The 18,083-nt window shown below is 64.9% G+C and carries 14 protein-coding genes; 10 read left to right on the top strand and 4 right to left on the bottom strand.

All coding sequences use genetic code 11. The features are described 5' to 3' along the window. Positions 1-14 precede the first annotated feature (14 nt). The 4 genes from aroB (at position 15) to mdtD (ending at position 4,474) form a co-directional block, all read left to right on the top strand. The gene (gene aroB / locus ACVOMB_RS05565) at positions 15-1,124 is read left to right on the top strand and encodes a 3-dehydroquinate synthase (protein WP_481530288.1); all 1,110 of its coding nucleotides are present in this window, start codon (positions 15-17) and stop codon (positions 1,122-1,124) included. A 222-nt stretch (positions 1,125-1,346) separates the two neighbouring features. After that, the gene (locus ACVOMB_RS05560; RefSeq protein ID WP_481530267.1) at positions 1,347-1,598 is read left to right on the top strand and encodes a WGR domain-containing protein; all 252 of its coding nucleotides are present in this window, start codon (positions 1,347-1,349) and stop codon (positions 1,596-1,598) included. 62 nt (positions 1,599-1,660) lie between these two features. After that, a complete protein-coding gene (hemE, locus tag ACVOMB_RS05555) occupies positions 1,661-2,734 on the top strand; it encodes a uroporphyrinogen decarboxylase (RefSeq protein ID WP_481530266.1) in 1,074 nt (357 codons plus the stop codon). A 318-nt stretch (positions 2,735-3,052) separates the two neighbouring features. Next, complete coding sequence (mdtD, locus tag ACVOMB_RS05550; protein ID WP_481530265.1) at positions 3,053-4,474, top strand: multidrug transporter subunit MdtD; 1,422 nt, start codon at positions 3,053-3,055, stop codon at positions 4,472-4,474. A 9-nt stretch (positions 4,475-4,483) separates the two neighbouring features. Here the strand turns inward: mdtD and ACVOMB_RS05545 are convergent, their stop codons facing one another. Together ACVOMB_RS05545 and ACVOMB_RS05540 are read right to left on the bottom strand one after the other, a co-directional pair. Continuing rightward, entirely contained in the window at positions 4,484-8,041 is a 3,558-nt protein-coding gene (locus tag ACVOMB_RS05545; RefSeq protein ID WP_481530264.1) for a hybrid sensor histidine kinase/response regulator, read from the bottom strand. 46 nt (positions 8,042-8,087) lie between these two features. Beyond that, entirely contained in the window at positions 8,088-11,618 is a 3,531-nt protein-coding gene (locus ACVOMB_RS05540; protein WP_481530263.1) for a hybrid sensor histidine kinase/response regulator, read from the bottom strand. 183 nt (positions 11,619-11,801) lie between these two features. On the opposite strand from ACVOMB_RS05540, the gene ACVOMB_RS05535 reads away from it, so the two are divergent. The 3 genes from ACVOMB_RS05535 to ACVOMB_RS05525 are packed head-to-tail and all read left to right on the top strand — an operon-like array spanning position 11,802 to position 13,632. Beyond that, a complete protein-coding gene (locus ACVOMB_RS05535; protein ID WP_481530262.1) occupies positions 11,802-12,488 on the top strand; it encodes a YceI family protein in 687 nt (228 codons plus the stop codon). After that, entirely contained in the window at positions 12,485-13,063 is a 579-nt protein-coding gene (locus ACVOMB_RS05530; protein ID WP_481530261.1) for a cytochrome b, read from the top strand. The genes ACVOMB_RS05535 and ACVOMB_RS05530 overlap by 4 nt, the downstream gene beginning before the upstream one ends. Beyond that, on the top strand, positions 13,060-13,632 hold the full coding sequence (locus tag ACVOMB_RS05525) for a YceI family protein (protein WP_481530260.1): 573 nt from the start codon (positions 13,060-13,062) through the stop codon (positions 13,630-13,632). Before ACVOMB_RS05530 ends, ACVOMB_RS05525 begins: the two co-directional genes overlap by 4 nt. A gap of 190 nt (positions 13,633-13,822) precedes the next feature. Here the strand turns inward: ACVOMB_RS05525 and ACVOMB_RS05520 are convergent, their stop codons facing one another. Beyond that, a complete protein-coding gene (locus ACVOMB_RS05520) occupies positions 13,823-14,053 on the bottom strand; it encodes a glutaredoxin family protein (RefSeq protein WP_481530259.1) in 231 nt (76 codons plus the stop codon). Between the two features lie 95 nt (positions 14,054-14,148). On the opposite strand from ACVOMB_RS05520, the gene ACVOMB_RS05515 reads away from it, so the two are divergent. The 3 genes from ACVOMB_RS05515 to ACVOMB_RS05505 all read left to right on the top strand — a co-directional run bounded on the left by ACVOMB_RS05515 (position 14,149) and on the right by ACVOMB_RS05505 (position 17,165). Further along, complete coding sequence (locus ACVOMB_RS05515) at positions 14,149-15,531, top strand: L-serine ammonia-lyase (RefSeq protein WP_481530258.1); 1,383 nt, start codon at positions 14,149-14,151, stop codon at positions 15,529-15,531. A 55-nt stretch (positions 15,532-15,586) separates the two neighbouring features. Further along, positions 15,587-16,210, top strand: coding sequence for a hypothetical protein (locus ACVOMB_RS05510; protein WP_481530257.1), 624 nt, complete (start codon positions 15,587-15,589; stop codon positions 16,208-16,210). 76 nt (positions 16,211-16,286) lie between these two features. Continuing rightward, positions 16,287-17,165, top strand: a complete 879-nt coding sequence (locus ACVOMB_RS05505) for a hypothetical protein (RefSeq protein WP_481530256.1) — start codon at positions 16,287-16,289, stop codon at positions 17,163-17,165. Between the two features lie 4 nt (positions 17,166-17,169). Here ACVOMB_RS05505 and rarD read toward each other — a convergent pair whose 3' ends face one another. Further along, positions 17,170-18,051 (bottom strand): EamA family transporter RarD, encoded by an 882-nt coding sequence (gene rarD / locus ACVOMB_RS05500; RefSeq protein ID WP_481530255.1) that lies wholly within the window; start codon positions 18,049-18,051, stop codon positions 17,170-17,172. Positions 18,052-18,083 lie beyond the last annotated feature (32 nt).

Genomic DNA, 18,083 nt, shown 5'->3' with positions numbered 1-18,083 from the left:
TGGAACCGACCCGCATGACCGCCCCCACCCGCACCGTCGCCGTCGGCGGCGAACACCCCTACCAGATCCATATCGGCCCGGGCCTGCTGTCGCAGGCCGAAACGCTGATCAGCGCCATCCGCGGCCGTCACGTCCTGTTGGTCAGCGACGACACCGTTGCAACGCTGTACCTGGCCCAGGTACAGGCCGCGCTGCTGGCCGCCCGCCCCGATCTGAAGATCGGCCAGCACATCATCCCGGCCGGCGAGGCTTCCAAGACCCTGGACAATTTCGCCGGTGCGATCAATGCACTGGCAAGCCTGGGCGCCACCCGCGATGCCTGCGTGCTCGCCTTGGGCGGCGGCGTAGTCGGCGACCTGGCCGGCTTTGCCGCGGCCTGCTGGATGCGCGGCGTCGACTGCGTGCAGTTGCCGACCACCCTGCTGTCGATGGTGGACTCCTCGGTTGGCGGCAAGACCGCGGTGGATATCCCACAGGGCAAGAACCTGGTCGGCGCCTTCCATCCGCCACGTGCGGTGGTCGCTGATACCAGCGCACTGCGCACCCTGCCGCTGCGCGAGCTGCGTGCAGGGCTGGCGGAAGTCATCAAATACGGTGCCATCCGCGACCCGCTGTTCTTCCAATGGCTGCAGGCCGAGCGCGAAGCACTGTTGGCTGGCGAAGACGGCGCGCTGGCCCAGGCCATCGCCCGCAGCTGCGAGCACAAGGCCGAGATCGTCGAACGTGACCCGCTGGAGAAGGGCGAGCGCGCCCTGCTCAACCTCGGCCACACCTTCGGCCATGCGATCGAGACCGCGCAGGGCTATGGCGCACCGGGCAATGACAACCTCAATCACGGTGAGGCGGTAGCGGTTGGCATGGTGCTGGCCGCCAAGCTGTCGGCGGCGCTGGGTATGGCCGATGCAGCCGATACCGAGACGCTGCAGGAGCTGCTGGAGGCTTACGGCCTGCCGACCGCGATCCCCGCGGGCTTGGACGCTGAGGCGCTGCTCGGGCATATGCGGCTGGACAAGAAGAACATCGCCGGGCGCCTACGGCTGGTGCTGTGGCGCGGCATCGGCAAGGCCGAGGTTGTGCCGGATGTGGATGAGGCGGCGGTGTTGGCTGTGCTGCGGGCGGGCTGAGCAAGAAGCCGAGCAGCGCTTTGAAGCCCCTCTCCCTGCGGGAGAGGGGCTGGGGTGAGGGTACGGGCGAAGCCCGGTGGCGTCGAAAGAGCACGAGGCTTCGCCCGTACCCTCATCCGCCCTTCGGGCACCTTCTCCCGAGGGGAGAAGGATGGCGCAGGCCTTATCCGCTCGTTCCCCCAAAACCAGCCCAAAACCCGCACACCGGCTACAATCGCCGCCATGCGCGTCCTACTGCAACAGCCGCCCAGCGGCAAAGAAGCCCCCCGCTACGTTCAACTGTCCCTGGTGCCGGATCTGCTCGGCGGCTGGGAGCTGTTGCGCGAAAGCGGCCAGACTGGCGGCCGCATCCAACTGCGCCGCGAGCTGTTCCTGCAGCATGACGAGGCCATCCACGCCTTCGAAAAGGCCCGCGATGGCCAGATCAAGAAAGGCTTCCAGGTGATGTTCACCGCCGGCCAGCCCGCGCCCTGAATCCCGCATTCCCTGCAGGTGCGCCGCAGCGCGCCTGCGGTTCTTACCTCCAGGAGTTCCATGTGACCAGCCCACTTCGCAATGACCGCTTCCTGCGCGCCCTGCGCCGCGAGCCCGTGGACTACACCCCCGTCTGGCTGATGCGCCAGGCCGGCCGCTACCTGCCAGAATACCGTGCCACCCGCGCCCGCGCCGGCAGTTTCCTGGGCATGGCCAAGAACCCGGAAGTCGCCTGCGAAGTGACCCTGCAGCCGCTGCAGCGCTTCGACCTGGATGCCGCCATCCTGTTCTCCGACATCCTCACCGTGCCGGACGCAATGGGCCTGGAACTGTACTTCGTCGATGGCGAAGGCCCCAAGTTCAAGCACCCGGTACGTGATGTTGCCGCGGTCGCCAAGCTGGCTGTGCCGGACATGGAAACCGAGCTGCGCTACGTGATGGACGCGGTGCGCCTGATCCGCCGCGAGCTGGACGGCAAGGTGCCATTGATCGGCTTCTCCGGCAGCCCGTGGACGCTGGCCTGCTACATGATCGAAGGTGGCGGCAGCAAGGATTTCGCCCGCATCAAGGCGATGGCGCTGAACGAACCCAAGGCCTTGCACCAGCTGTTGGAAGTAGTGACCGACGCGGTCATCGCCTACCTGTCGGCACAGCGCGCGGCCGGTGCACAGGCGTTGCAGGTGTTCGACACCTGGGGCGGCGTGCTCGGCCCGGCGATGTACCGCGAGTTCTCGCTGCGCTACCTCAACCGCATCGCCAGCGAGCTCAAGCGCGGCGACGGCGCCGAGCGCACCCCACTGATCCTGTTCGGCAAGGGCACCGGCCAGTACGTGGCCGAGCTGGCCGCCAGCGGCGCTGAAGGCGTTGGCGTGGATTGGACCATCTCGCTGGAAGACGCCGCCCGCGCAGTCGGCGGCAAGGTCGCGCTGCAGGGCAACCTGGACCCGACCACGCTGTACGGCTCGCCCGACGCGATCACCCGCGAAGTCGGCAAGGTGCTGGAAAGCTATGCCGCCGGCAACGGTGGTTCGCGCGAAGGCCATGTGTTCAACCTTGGCCACGGCATGTCGCCGGACATGAACCCCGAGCACGTCGCGGTGCTGGTGGATGCAGTACATCGCCTCAGCCGCCGCTGAAGCTGAAGGCCCGGGGCGACCCGGGCTTTTTCTTTGCCCGTAGTGCCGAGCCATGCTCGGCAGCGGCATTACACGTAACCCATCCGCTACGGGTAAAGCCCTTGCCGAGCATGGCTCGGCACTACAGGCGAGCGGCTGCTACTGGTAAAGCCCTTGCCGAGCATGGCTCGGCACTACAGGCGAGTGGCTGCTACTGGTAAAGCCCCTGCCGAGCATGGCTCGGCACTACAGACGGCCCGTCGCTACCGGCACCGCATGCGCAGCATCTGCACACGCATCGGAGGACAATAAGCCCCTGCCTCAGCGCGAGTCGTCTTGATGTCCCCTGCTCCCCCCAGCCCGCTGCCTGCCAGTTCCTCCCAGAAACCACTGCTATGGCTGGTGTCACTGGCCATCTTCATGCAGATGCTGGACTCGACCATCGTCAACACGGCCTTGCCGGCGATGGCCCGCAGCCTGGGTGAAAGCCCGCTGCAGATGCAGTCAGTGGTGTTCAGTTACGCGCTGGCGGTGGCCACCTTCATTCCCGCCTCTGGCTGGATCGCCGATCGCTTCGGCACGCGCCGCACCTTCCTCGCCGCGATCGTGTTGTTCACCCTGGGCTCGCTGGCCTGCGCGCTGTCGCCGACACTGCAATGGCTGGTCGCCTCGCGCGTACTGCAGGGCATAGGCGGCGCGATGTTGCTGCCGGTGGGCCGGTTGGCGGTGATGCGCTCGGTGCCGCGCGAGCAGTTCCTGTCGGCGATGAGCTTCATCGCCATCCCGGCCCTGATCGGCCCGCTGCTGGGCCCGACCCTGGGCGGCTGGCTGGTGGAAGTTTCCTCCTGGCATTGGATCTTCCTGATCAATCTGCCGATCGGTGTAGCCGGCTTCGTCGCCGCGCTGAAGATCATGCCCGACCACTACGGCCAGCGGAAACAGCGCTTCGATCTGGCCGGCTACCTGATGCTCGCGTTCGGCATGATTGCCTTGTCGTTGGCGCTGGATGGCGTCTCGGCGATCAGTTCGGCGCACGCTCTGGTACTGCTGCTGGCGGTGGTCGGCATCGCCGCGCTGGCCGGCTACTGGCTGCATGCGGCCAGCACGCCCTATGCACTATTTCCGCTGAGCCTGTTCAAGGTGATCAGCTTCCGCATCGGCATCCTCGGCAATCTGTTCTCGCGCATTGGCAGCGGTGCGATGCCGCTGTTGATTCCACTGCTGCTGCAGGTGGGCATGGGCCTGAGCCCGATGACCGCCGGCATGATGATGATTCCGGTGGCGCTGTCGGGCATGGCGGCCAAACGTGCGGCTGTCAGCCTGGTGGAGCGCTTTGGCTACCGCCGCATCCTGATGATCAACACCGTCTGCGTGGGCTTGGCGATGGCCAGCTTCGCCCTGATCAACGCCGACCAGCCGTTGTGGCTGCAACTGACTCAGCTGGCGATCTTCGGCGCGGTCAACTCAATGCAGTTCACCGTCATGAACACTGTCACCCTGCGCGACCTGGATATGCAGCAGGCCAGCAGCGGCAACAGTCTGCTGTCGATGGTGATGATGCTCGCCACCGGTTTTGGCGCCGCCACCGCCGGCAGCCTGCTGGCGGCCTTTGGCGACCACTTGAGTGGCCACGGCGCGACTGCGGCGCTGCATGCCACCTTCATCTGCGTCGGAGCAATCACACTCAGCTCGACACTGGTGTTCTGGCAGCTGCCCGACAACCGCCCGCACCCGCGGGCGGTGGAAGAAGTTGCCGAATAAACGCGCCCTTCAATCTTGCGCGGCCTGCGCCTGCTGCCGGCGCTGCGCCTCCAATACGCCGGCGATAGCCTCCAGCAACATCTGCGCGGTCACCGGCTTGCGCAGGAAATCGGCAAAGCCGGCCTCGCGCGCCAGCGGTTCGGCCTCGGCGTCGGAGCGTGCGGTCACCGCGATCAACGGCATGTCGTAGCCCATTGCCTTCAATTGCCGCGCGAGCCCGAAGCCATCGATACCGGGCAGATCCAGATCCAGCAGGGCCACATCGAACTCATGGTTGGACAGTTCCGCCAGTGCCGCCAGGCCGTGCGCGGCATGCACCGCGCTATGTCCGTGCACTTCCAGCAAGCCACGGATCACCGCAGCGATGGTAGGGTCGTCCTCCACCAGCAACACCCGCTGCGGTGACAGATTCATCCAGGCACCGCTATCGGCCTCATCGTCCATCGATGCCTGCGGTACTTCCCAGGCCAACGGCAGCTCGACAATGAAACACGTGCCCTCGCCCAGGCTGCTCTCCACGTCGATACTGCCGCCCATCGCAACGCTCAGCTCATTGCAGATCGCCAAGCCAAGCCCGCTACCGCCGTAGCGCGCAGCGGTGCGGGCACCATCGGCCTGTTCAAAGCGGCGGAACAGCCGTTGCTGTTGCTCCGCACTGATACCCGGGCCGGTGTCGCTGACTTCGAAGCGCACACCCTTGCCACCCTCCTGCAAGCGCACGCGCAGACTCACCGAGCCATGACTGGTGAATTTGATCGCGTTGCCCAGCAGGTTGAGCAGTATCTGTCGCAACCGCATCACATCGCCGGTCAGGCGCGTGCGCGGCGCGGCCGCATTGTCGAATTCGAATGCCAGTCCACGCCGTTTCGCCAGCGGCTCCGCCATGCCACGCACGTCTTCCAGCAGCTGGCGCAGTTCCAAAGGCTGGTTCTGCAACTCCAGCCGGCCGGCTTCGATACGGGCAAGATCCAGCGCATCGTTGACCAGTCGCAACAGATGCTCGCCGGCACGCCGGATCGCCTGCGTATAGCCACGTTGACGTTCATCCAGCGGCGTGGCCAACAACAGTTCGCTCATACCCAATACACCGGTCATCGGCGTGCGAACTTCGTGGCCCAGGGTGGCCAGGAAGCGGGTCTTGGCCAGAGACGCCTGTTCGGCCAGCTCCTGCTTGTGGCGGGCCAGCTGCCATTCATTGCGGCGGCGCAGACGCCGCTGGTACAACCAGGCACCGCCCAGGATCAGCGCAACGGCGAGCACGATGAAGGTCATCACCCCGGCCGGGCTGCGTGCCCATGGCGGCTGCACACGGAAGGCCAGGGTCTGCACCGGCGACCAGACGTTGTCCGAGGTGGCGGCCTGTATTTCCAGCTGATAGCGCCCCGGTGGCAGCCGCGAGAACACGCGGTCGCCGGACGCGCCCACGTCCACCCAGTCCGGGTCATAGCCGGCCAGACGGAAGCGATAGGTATTGGTTGCCGAATCGGCAAAGGACAGCAGGCGCGCAGCAATGCGCAGATCACGGTCACCATCAAGAATCTGCAAGGGCGACTCGAGGGTGATGTCGCGCTCCTTGTCACCACGACGCACGCTGACCCGCTCGATGATCAGCGGTGGTCGGCGGGTCGAAGGTTTCACCCGGGCGGGATCGAACAACACCACACCATCGGGCGTGCCACCGGCAAGCTGGCCGGTACGCGCCTGTACCAGCGAGCGGCGGCGGAACTCCTGCCCCGGCAGGCCATCGTGCACGCCATACATACGCACCGAACGATTGGCCGGATCAATGCGGATCAGGCCGCGCGCACTGATCGCCCACGCCACGCCTTCAGCGTCCACCAGCAAGCCGGTCGCCGCCAGCATCGGGAAGCCCTGTTCGACGCCAACGCGATCAAGCAAGCTCATGCGCTGCCCATCCCAGAGGTAGCGATCCATGCGCCCGAGGCCGGCAATCCAGGCCACACCGGTATCGCTGACGTGGAAGGTGGAGACGCGCCCGGCCGGCCCGCCCGGCACCGGCGAGAAACGCCTGCCCTGCGATTGCCAGGCATGCAAGCCGGTGCCGGACGCCAACCACAGCTGATCGCCCGGGCCGCATTGCATGTCTTCGATCAATGCTTCGGGCATGCCTGCCTGACCCACTTTCAGCTGCAGCAACACGTGGCCATCAGCGTCGCGCTGCTGCATGCCGCCATCTTCGGAATAAATCCAGATCCGGCCTCCATCACAACTGCGCACGATGTCGGCATCACCGAACATCGCCGCATCCTTGCCATCGTCGCTATGCCAGCGCTGCACGCTGCGGTCACTCGGGTCATAGCGAACCAAGGTATCCAGGCTGCCGATCCAGACCTTGCCGTGTGCATCCTCGACCAGCGACTGCGGCCAGTTCTTGCCGTCGATCGCCTCCAGATGGTGTTGCACTTCACCTGTACCGGGGTCGAGCCGGTCCAAGGCACCGCGCGTACCCACCACCCAGATACCGCCGGAGGCAGATGGCGCCAAAGCCAACGCATACGGATTGCGCAGCGAGGATGGATCATCCAGATGCCGCGACAACACCGAAAACTGCCGCCAGCTGGGCGGTAGATGCCATAAACCGGCGTTGGTGCTGGCAAACCACAGTCCGCCTTCACGGTCTTCGTAGGCGCTGGACCAGTTGGGCTTTACGATCCCGCGCTCCTGCGAGCTGTACAAGGGCACGTTGCGCACCACGCTGCTGCGGATGCGCCCCAATCCGGAACGGGTATCCAGCCAGTAGCTGCCGTCAGCGGAGTACTGCAACATGTTGAACACATCGCCGGGCGCCGCACCTGCCCAGCTGGCCGCCTCGAAGCGGCCATCAGCATGGCGCTGGACCACGCCTTCGTTGGTGGCCACCCATAGCCGGCCTTGTTTATCCACCTTCAAACCATTGATGCGTGGCGACGGCAGCAGCGCATTGCTGACCCGGTCGAAGCCTGCGCCATTCCAACGCGCCAGGCCGCCCTTGGTGCCCACCCAGAGACTGCCATCGGGGGTGACAGCCATGTAGGTGACCGCCGCCGCCGGCAAACTATGCTCGTCTCCATCTATCGGCATGAAGCGGCGGATATTGCCGTCCGGATCCAACCGGTGCAGGCCACCGGTGGCGGTACCAAACCACACGCTGCCATCGGGTGTGGAGGTGATGGCCCAGATCGTATTGCTGCCGATCTGCGGATAGGTCTGCTGATCGAAGAATTTGAACTTGAGCCGGTCTGGCGACAGCATCACCAGCCCGGCGTTCTGTGTACCTATCCACAGCCGATTGCTCTTGTCCGCGTGCAAACTCCACACCACGTTGTCGCGCAGTCCATTCTCCGCGCGCCAGATACGGTAATTGCGACCGTCATAGCGGGCAAGACCGTCACGGCTTGCCAACCACAGGTAACCGGTGAGGTCTTCGGCAAAGGCATTGATGTTGCTGGACGGCAGGCCATCGGCCACGGTCAACTGTCGTGGTTGCGGCGTTGCAGGCACCTCGGCCAGCGCCAGCGGCGACACCAGCAGCAGTGCGCTCAGCAACATCCCTGCGAGCCATTTCATCAAACCCAGCCTCCTGCCACGCCGTCCGGCGCGTTTGTGATGGCGCCTATTGTGCCTGTCCCGGCGCCACCGCATCAGCGAGCGCATCGACCAGCATCTGCCCGGTTACCGGCTTGCGCAGGAACCCCACCATGCCGGCCGCGCGCGCCAACTGCTCGGCCTGCGCATCGGCGCGTGCGGTGACCGCGATCAACGGGAATCTGTGCCCGGATCCGCGCAGCTGATCGGCCAGCGCAATGCCATCCAAGGCTGGCAGATCCAGGTCCAGCAGACCCACATCGAATGCCTGCTCGCCCACCTCGGCCAAGGCGGCCAAGCCATGCGCAGCATGTATCACCTGATGGCCGCGCGCGGTCAGCAGGCCGCTGATCACCTGGGCCACGGTTGGATCGTCTTCAACCAGCAATATTTTCAGTGACCGTAACGCCATCGCTGGCTCGGCAGCCGCAGCCCCGGCGCTGATCGAATGCTCCCATGGCAACGGCACTTCAAGCACGAAGCACGCGCCCTCGCCCAGGCGGCTCTCGACGCGGATGCTCCCGCCCATCGCCATTGCCAGTTCCTGGCAGATCGCCAGGCCCAAACCACTACCGCCGTAACGCGATGCGGTGCGATTGCCATCAGCCTGCTCAAAACGCTGGAACAAGCGGCTCTGCTGCTCGGCGCTGATACCCGGCCCGGTGTCGCTGACGCTCAGGCAGATACCGCCCTGCCCCGGCAGCAGCTGCACACTCATCGCAACCTTGCCGCGCTCGGTGAACTTGATTGCATTGCCCAGCAGGTTCATCAGGATCTGCCGCAGGCGCATGGCATCGCCGACCACCATCACCGGCGTTGCAAACGGCGCGGCAGCCTCGAACACCAACCCGCGGCGCTCGGCCATCGGTGCCATCAAGGCGCTGACTTCCTGCAGCAGGCGCCCCAGGTCGAACGGGCGGTTATCGAGCTCCAGCTTGCCGGCCTCGATACGAGCCAGGTCCAGTGCGTCATTGACCAAGGCCAGCAGATGCGTACCGGCCTGCTGGATTGCACCTGCAAAGCGTTGTTGGCGCTCATCAAGATCGGTGCCCAGCAACAACTCGCTCATGCCCAATACACCGGTCAGCGGCGTGCGCACTTCGTGACCCAGGGTTGCCAGGAAACGTGTTTTTGCCTGTGAGGCCTGTTCGGCCAACTCCTGCTTGTGCAGCGCCAACTGCCATTCGTTGCGGCGCCGCTCACGCCGCTGGTAACCAAACACCGCCGCCGCCGCCAGCAAACCGAGCAACAACGCCCATGCCGCCAGTGCCCAGTTGCTGCGCCACCACGGTGGTGCGACCTCGATCTGCAATGTCTGCGCTGGAGTCCATGGACCGTCAGCTGCTGCACCCTGCACCTGCATCCGGTAGCTACCGGCAGGCAGGCGCGATACCAGGCGCTCACCATCACTGCCCAGATCCACCCAGTTCTGGTCGTAACCTTCAATCTGGACACGGAAACGATGCCGCGCAGGATCGACATAGGACAGCAGGCGTCCGGTCACCCGCAGATCGCGGTCCTGTGGACCAAGGTGAATCGACGCCCCCTTCAGCCGCTGCTCGCGTGCAGCATCGTCGCGACGCACGCCAATCGACTCGATCACCAGCTGTGAGCCCACCGGCGCAGTGACCTTGGCATCGGGATTGAAACTAAGCAGGCCGGTGGCAGACACCGCCAGCGCGCGGCCGCAGCCAGCATGCGACGGCGGCCGCGCGGTGAACTCGGTATCGGTCAGGCCATCACCTTCTTCCAGCACACGCACCCGTGCCGCGCCCGGCTGCCACCACAGCAGTCCGCGTGTCGTAGTCGCCCACAACTGGCCACTGCAGCCAACTACCAGCCCTCCCATCGCTACCGCCGGCACCCCTTCATCGGCACTCAGCCGCTGCAGCAGGGAAAATCCATTCGCGTCATGACCGTAATGCTCCAGCGCGCCATCACGCGCCAACCAGGCGCTGCCATCGGCAAGGAACACCAGGTCATAGACCATCCCCGCCGATACACCTGGCACGGTGACGAAGCGCTTGCCGTCGAAGCGCTGCACGCCGGCGCCGCCAACCAGCCACAGGTTGCCATCGGTGCCTAGCCGCAGCTGCTCCACCAGCTTGTCCGGCAAGCCGGAGGCCGTGCCCTGCGGATAAGCCGCCAACAGGCGACCATCGGCCGCACGGTGCTGCAAACCGTAATTGATGATGGACAACCACATGCTGCCATCGGCCGCCAGCCGCATCAGATCGGCGCGATTGGTCGGATCGTCGCCGATCCCAAGATCGATCCGACGCACCTGACCATCCGAAGCCCGATACAGCGTGACCCCGCCCGCACGCCCCAGCCAGATCACCCCATCACTACCGCGCTGCACCGACCAGATGCTGCCGTGACCGAGCTGGGTGTCGTTGGCCAGCTGTGACAGCTTACCGGCCGCATTCAGCTGGTACAGCCCGTGCCCGCCGACCACCAGAAAGCCATTGCCGTCGGCGGCGGAATTGATCAGGTACAGGCTCTCCAGCGATTTACCGTCGAGCTGATAGTGGCTGGAAAAGCGCGACCAGTCCGGACGCAGATAGGCCATGCCCTGGGTCAGCATGGCCGTCCAGATGCCGCCTTCATGATCCTGCAACAGATCCAGCACACCGCTGTTGGCGGTCAGGAAGCCGCTGCCGCCATCACCTTCCAGCAATTGCAGGCTCTGCCCATCGCCGCGATACAGGCCAGCGGAACTACCCATCCAATAGCGACCATCGCGGTCGTGCAGGACCATGGCCGCGCGCGCCTGCGCCGCCTGTGGCCATGGCGCGGCCGACACCGCGCCGTCGTCAAGTACCCGGTACAAGCCGGACTCGGTGCCCACCCAGATGCCACCGTCGCGGTCGCCACTCAGGCGGATCACGTCCTTGTCCTCCAACAGCGGCGAGTGCACGGCCGCAAAGCCGGCACCCGGCTTCCAGCGCACAAGACCGCTGGTGGTGCCCACCCACATGCTGCCGTCCTTGCCGGGCAGCATGGCGTAGATGGTGTCGTCGGGCAGGCTGCGCGGGTCCTCAGGCTGATTGTGGTACCGGCTTATCCGGCCATCGCTGTGCAGCAGGCAGATGCCACTGCCGCTGGTTCCCACCCACAGGTCACTGCCCTGCATGGCCAGCGCCCATACCTGATGCTTGCAGATTGCCTCCAGCTCGGCGAAGCGGGTGAAGCGCTGGCGGTTGGCATCCAGCATCGCCAGTCCGGCGCCGTTGGCACCGACCCATACCCGGTCCTGCGCATCGATCAGCAGGGTTTCCAGCGTGTTGCCCGGCAACGAGCCCGACACCTGCGGATCGTGCCGCCATACCCGCAATTGGGTGCCGTCGTAGCGCGCAAGGCCATCATCGGTGGCTGCCCAGACGTAACCGTGACGATCCTGGCCCAGCGCAAGCACGGTCCGCGACGGCAATCCTTCGGCCACACCCAGACGCCGCATGCGTGGTGTTTCAGCCAGATCCAGCGCTGCCGCCCAGCACGGCCACAACAGCAGCAGCGCCAGCACGGCCAGCGGTACACCTCGAAAAATCCCTTTCATCAACGCCCGACACTCCCCATCGCAACCCGCTTGCATCGATCTCCAACCGTCGCGACTTTAGCGCCGCCCCCGGCCCCGGGCAAAGTCACCCGAACCGACTACGTAACAAACCGTTGCGCAATATGCGCACAAACCATCACCTGCATCCGCCTAGAATCCCCTATCCCGACCTGGAGCCGGACCTTGCTGCCACGCCTGCTATTGCTGATCTGCGGCCTGCTGGCCTTTGCCGCCAATGCCGCCAACGAGCGCTACCGGCTCGACCCGGTGCATACCCGGGTGCTGTTCGCCATCGAGCATGCTGGCTTCTCGCATGCGCTGGGTACGGTATCCGGCAGCGAAGGCGTGCTGGATTTCGATCCGCAGGACTGGGCTACGGCACGGTTGGAGGTGGCGGTGCCGATCACCCGGCTGGATCTGGGTGACGACAAATGGAACCAGGCCACGCTGGCGCGCAACCTGCTTGATGGCGAGCGCTTCCCGCAAGCGCGCTTCGTTTCCAGCCGCATCGAGCCGATTGATGCCAGCCACGCCCGCGTATTCGGCCAATTGACCTTACGCGGGGTCAGCCGCGAAGTTGCGCTGGAAGTCACCCTAAATGCACTCAAACGCCACCCGCTGCCGCCGTTCCGGCGTACCGCCGGGTTCTCGGCAACCACCACCCTCAGTCGCGCAGACTTTGGCATCAGCGCCTGGCCATCGGTGATCGGCGACAAGGTCGAGCTGCGCATCGAGGCCGAAGCGGTACGCGACGCCGGCGCCGAGGCACCTCCAGCCGCTACAGAACCGGCGCCCGCGCCAGACACCAGCCTAGAAGACGCCGCCGACGCGGCCCTGAAATCAGCAACAGAAACGGAAAATCACCCATGAGCCTTGAAAACACTGCGCAACGCTGGGGCAGCCTCAGCAAAAGCCTGCACTGGCTGATCGCCGTGCTGATTCTGGCCCTCGGCATCGTCGGCCTGGTCATGGGCGAGTTCCCGAAGACGCCCAAGTACTTCTGGATCTACACGATGCACAAGTCGATCGGCATCACCGTACTGGTGCTGGTGGTGGTGCGCCTGGGGTGGCGCCTGTATGCCGGCGCGCCGGAACCGGTGCCCGGCACCCCGAGCTGGCAGGAACGGATTGCCTCGGCCACGCATTGGCTGCTGTACGTGCTGATGTTCGCCATCCCACTTTCGGGCTGGCTGTACGACTCGGCCAGTGGCCTGCGCCCTTTCAAGCTGTTCGGACTGGTCGAAATGCCCAAGCTGGTTGCCCCCAGCGAGCAGGCCAGCCAGTTCTCCCACGCCATCCACGAATGGGGCTTCTGGGCATTGATCCTGTTGGTGCTGGCGCATGCCGCTGCCGCGTTCTATCACCACATTCATCTACGCGATGCCACGCTGGCACGCATGCTGCCGCAAGGCTGGCTCAACCTTCCGCAAAAGGATTCCGCATGAACATCAAGCTCAGCTCCCCCGCCGCTGTAGCCGCCGCCCTGGCCGGCATGCTCGCCGTCGCCCCGGCAATGGCCGCCGACTACCAACAGGCTCCCGGCCCCGGCTCCATTCTGGTGTTTGCCACCAAATACGACGGTGAAGTATTCACCGGCAGCTTCCCCGGCTTCCAGACCCAGGTCAGCTTTGACCCGGCCAATCCGGCTGCGGGCAAGCTGGACGTGACCATCCCGCTGGTCGGCGCCAAGAGCGGCAATACCGACCGCGATTCCACCCTGCAAGGCGCGGATTTCTTCAACGTCGCACAGTTCGCCCAGGCCCGTTACACCGCCCATGGCTTCCGCGCACTGGGCAACAACCAGTACGCCGCCGACGGCACGCTGGAGCTGCGCGGTGTCAGCAAGCCGGTCACCTTGACCTTCACCTGGGCAGCAGGCACACAGCCGGTGCTGACCGGCAAGGCCACGGTCAAGCGCCTGGACTTTGGCGTGGGCGGCGGCGACTGGGCCGACACCAAGACCATCCCCAACGAAACCGCGATCAGCACCATCGTCAAGCTAAACGCCAAGTAAAAAGCTGCCCTCACCCCAACCCCCGCTCCGCGCCCCGCCTCTTGCGCTGGCGCAAAGGCGTTCGATGGGCAGCGAACCGGTGGTTCGCAAGCTGCCCCTCTCACCCCGCAGGCGGGAGAGGGGCATGTGATGCCGAGCCATGCTCGGCAGAAGCCTTCCCGGCAACGCCCCAGCCGAGCATGGCTCGGCACTACAGGTGTGGCAGCAACCATGCCGCCAGCGTGGCCGCATCAAACGGCCACTCCAGCTCCCTGCCGGCTGCATCCCGCAATACCGGCACGCGCACCCCATACGCCGCCTCCAGTGCCTCATCGTCATCGATGAACACACTATCGAATTCCGGCACCCGTGCCTGCGCCAGCACCGCCAGCGCCAGGTCGCAGAGATGGCAATCATCACGTTGATACAGGGTCAATCCCACTCGTCACCTGCGCAAGGAATGCTGCGCTGCAGACATGGCCTGCAGCAATGAACCCGTAGAATAGCGACCATCTCAACGCAGTACGCAGAATCAGCATGTCCGTCAGTACGTTCGACCTGTTCAAGATCGGCATCGGCCCGAGTTCGTCACACACCGTCGGCCCGATGCGCGCGGCCGAGCGCTTCGTCCACCGCTGGCTGCTGGACCCGGGCCAATTGCACAACACCGTGCGCATCCGCGCCGAGGTATTCGGCTCGCTGGCCCTTACCGGGCGCGGCCACGGTACCGACAAGGCTGTGCTGCTGGGCCTGGAAGGCCATCGCCCCAACGAAATCGACCCGGACATCATCCCGGCCACGCTGGAACGCATCCGCAGCAGCAAGCGCATCAACCTGATGGGCCAGCGCGAGATCGCCTTCGACGAGAAGCGCGACCTGGCCATGAACAAGCGCCAGAAACTGCCGTACCACACCAATGGCATGCGCTTCACCGCCTACGATGCCGACGACCAGATCATCGCCACCCGCGATTACTACTCGGTCGGCGGTGGCTTCGTGGTCAATGAAGATGATGCGGCCGATGACCGCATCGTGCCGGACCAGACGCCGATCCCGTACCCGTTCAAGAGCGGTGACGAATTGCTGGCACAGGCTGCACGCAGTGGCCTGAGCATCGCCCAGATGATGTACGAGAACGAAAAGTGCTGGCGCAGCGAGGAAGAGATCCGTGCCAGCCTGCGCGAGATCTGGGACGCGATGCAGTCCTGCGTGACCCGCGGCATCCGTTCCGAAGGCACCCTGCCCGGCGGGCTCAACGTCAGCCGCCGCGCGCCCGCGTTGTACCGCGAACTGTCATCGCGCCCGGAAGCGGCAATGCGCGATCCACTGACCACGCTGGACTGGGTCAATCTGTACGCGCTCGCCGTCAACGAAGAAAACGCTGCCGGTGGCCGCGTGGTTACCGCGCCCACCAATGGTGCGGCCGGCATCATTCCCTCGGTGCTGCATTACTACGACCGTTTCTGCCCGGGCAGCAACGAGCAGGGCGTGTTCAACTTCCTGCTGACCGCTGCCGCCATCGGCATCCTGTACAAGGAAAACGCTTCGATCAGCGGCGCCGAAGTCGGCTGCCAGGGCGAAGTGGGCGTGGCCTGTTCGATGGCGGCCGGTGGCTTGATGGCTGCACTGGGCGGCAACCCCGGCCAGATCGAGAACGCCGCCGAGATCGGCATGGAGCACAACCTCGGCCTGACCTGCGACCCGATCGGCGGGCTGGTGCAGATTCCCTGCATCGAGCGCAATGCGATGGGTGCGGTGAAGGCAATCAATGCCAGCCGCATGGCCATGCGCGGCGACGGCAAGCATAAAGTCTCGCTGGACAAGGTGATCAAGACCATGCGCGACACCGGCCGCGACATGCAGGACAAGTACAAGGAAACCAGCCGTGGCGGCCTTGCCGTCAACGTCATCGAGTGCTGATCCGCGGGTAAACCGGCGCTGGCCCCGTTGGGGCTGGCGCCTGCTGGTTTTTCTGTTGCTTTGGCTGGGTGCAAGTTGGCTGTGGAGCAGTTACTGGACGGCCGCACCCGGCCAAGGCGCCATCGCCACCGATGGCAGTTTCGACATTCCCATCACCATCCGCCTGCAGGAGCACTGGGCGTTGAATCTGGATTTCCATCCAGGCAGCTTGAGCGATGAGGAGTTCGCGTACCGTACCGCCCCATGGAAACAAGGAACGCCAGACACCAGCACAGTCACGCTGCAGTGGCGATTACTGTCAGACGACGGGCAACAGCTCGCCGCCGGTGCCACCCCGTTCCATCGCGTGGACAGCTGGTCGAGCCACACCGTCAGCTGCACTCAGCCCCTGCCGTCAATCCCACCCGGACGTTACCGGCTGGCAGGCCAGCTGAGCGCACCACCACCTGCAGCCACAGGTATGGACATGACCGTGGCAGTCAGAGCCGCCAATGGCAAAGCATGGAACAGCTGGCAGCTTGACCTGGCCTGGTGGGCGATGCTGCTCAACCAGCTGTTGTTCCTGCCCTTGAGCGCCCTCCTGCTGCTGGTACTGCTTGCCCACACGATGGCCTCGTCGCAGCTTCCCTTGATAGCCGCAAGCAAGCACCCGCAAACGCAGAACAAACGCTACCGATAGGCAGTACACACGTATTGCAATGCCTCGGGCGCTTACACCAGAATCGCCCATCACAATGCAGCTTCAGGGGGAGCGGATGCACGGCGAAAAGGAATCTGGCGAACAGGCACCGGCACGACGTCCGCGCTCGGCCGCACGCACCGCAGCGCCCGGCAACGGCCTGGCAACCCTGACCAAGCTGGTACTTGCCGCAGTAGCGCTGCTGTTGCTGGCGTACTACTTTGGCAACCGAAAGCCGGCACCGCCAGCTGCTGACACCGCCGCCACAGCATCTGATGTCGCAGCGACCTCCGCTGCAGCACCCGGCTCGGGCGCTGCAGCAATGGTCATCCAGGGCGAGAAGTCCACGACGATGGCGAACATCGACGAGGCGCAGATGTCGGTGCAGGAAGGCGGCAGCGTATTACGCATCGAAGGCAGCGTCGGCAGGAACTTCGCCACTGACATGAAGGCGCAACTGGATGCCCATCCAAGCGTGCGTCGCATCGATATCACCAGCGGTGGTGGCTATGCCAATCCAGGCCTGGAAGCAGCGCGACTGATCAACCGTAACAACCTTACCGTGCGGGTTCGCTCGCACTGCGCCAGCATGTGCGTGGCACTTTGGGCTGCCGCCAATCAACGGCAGATGGAAGCCGATGCAGTGATCGGCCTGCACCAATGGAACCCGCAGTGTGATGCGCGCCCTGAAGAGGCGGAGCGCAAGGAGTGCCACTACCAGGTCCAGTTCGCTACCGAGCACAACTCCAGCTACAACGCGTGGCTGCGCGCGGCCGGTTTCAACCAGCGCTTGTTGAACCTGCAGACACAGACCGCCTCCGAAGACATGGCGGTGCTGCTCGCCCCGCAGCTATGGGAAAACGGGGTGGACTTCACTGCCGTCGACAGCAATGGCGCGCGCATGAGCCGTGAAGCAGTCCTGCAGCATCTTGCCGCCAGAGCCAAGCGCGGCTGAGCACTCAGGCGACGCGCCTGCCCAGCTTCAGCACACCCTCCAGGGCCAACAGCGCCACCGCCAGCCAGATCGCCATATAGGTCGGCCACTGCCCGTGGCCGACGCTCTCACCCAGCAGCAAGGCCGCCAGCATCAGCAGCACCGGTTCCACATAAGTAAGCAGGCCAAACAGGCTGAACGACAGCATCTTCGAGGCCAGCATGTAGCACATCAGTGCCACCGCGCTGATCGCCCCGAGCAGCGGTATCAACGCGTACAAGGCCGGCTTCTGCGCCAACGCTGCCAGCAGCTGATGCCCATCACCAATCGCCGCCCACCAGGCCACCGGCAGCAACAGCACCAGTTCCACCCAGAATCCCCCGAGGTGACCGATACGCAGATGCCGCCGCAACAGGAAATAGGCCGGATAGCCCAAGGCCACCACCAGCATTTCCCACGATAGTCCGTGATTGCGCAGCAAGGCCCAGCCCACGCCGAGCGCGGCACTGGCCACGGCCAGCTTCTGCAGGACGGACAGGCGCTCGCCGTAGACCATGCGCCCCAGCAGCACCATCACCAAAGGCAGCAGGAAGTAGCCCATCGATACCTGCAGCGCGCGGCCATGCAATGGCGCCCACAGAAACAGCCACAGCTGCACCCCGACCATGCCCGCGCATAGCGGCAACGCCCACCACAACCGGCGCTCGACCCGCAGGCGTCGCAGGGTATCGGCGATCAGGGTCTTCTCACCGCTCACATGCAGCATCAGCGCTATCAACGGTACCGCGAACAACACACGCCAGCCAAAGATCTCGGCGCCTTGCATTGGCGCCAGCTGCGGGCTGGCGTAATACATCAAACCGAACAGCAGGGAGGCTGCCAGCGAAACCAGAATACCTTTGGACACAGCACACCTGTCAGAGGAAGAAGCCGCAAGCC

It is taken from the genome of Stenotrophomonas sp. STEN018, assembly GCF_056760235.1.
Note: the sequence above shows the minus strand (reverse complement) of the source record. Positions and strands in the feature narration are given on the sequence as shown.

Coding starts and splice junctions, on each gene's coding strand:
- ACVOMB_RS05525 (WP_481530260.1), top strand. CDS start 13,060: ATGAACATCAAGCTCAGCTCCCCCGCCGCTGTAGCCGCCGCCCTGGCC.
- ACVOMB_RS05545 (WP_481530264.1), bottom strand. CDS start 8,041: ATGAAATGGCTCGCAGGGATGTTGCTGAGCGCACTGCTGCTGGTGTCG.
- ACVOMB_RS05515 (WP_481530258.1), top strand. CDS start 14,149: ATGTCCGTCAGTACGTTCGACCTGTTCAAGATCGGCATCGGCCCGAGT.
- mdtD (WP_481530265.1), top strand. CDS start 3,053: ATGTCCCCTGCTCCCCCCAGCCCGCTGCCTGCCAGTTCCTCCCAGAAA.
- ACVOMB_RS05530 (WP_481530261.1), top strand. CDS start 12,485: ATGAGCCTTGAAAACACTGCGCAACGCTGGGGCAGCCTCAGCAAAAGC.
- aroB (WP_481530288.1), top strand. CDS start 15: ATGACCGCCCCCACCCGCACCGTCGCCGTCGGCGGCGAACACCCCTAC.
- ACVOMB_RS05540 (WP_481530263.1), bottom strand. CDS start 11,618: ATGAAAGGGATTTTTCGAGGTGTACCGCTGGCCGTGCTGGCGCTGCTG.
- ACVOMB_RS05560 (WP_481530267.1), top strand. CDS start 1,347: ATGCGCGTCCTACTGCAACAGCCGCCCAGCGGCAAAGAAGCCCCCCGC.
- ACVOMB_RS05505 (WP_481530256.1), top strand. CDS start 16,287: ATGCACGGCGAAAAGGAATCTGGCGAACAGGCACCGGCACGACGTCCG.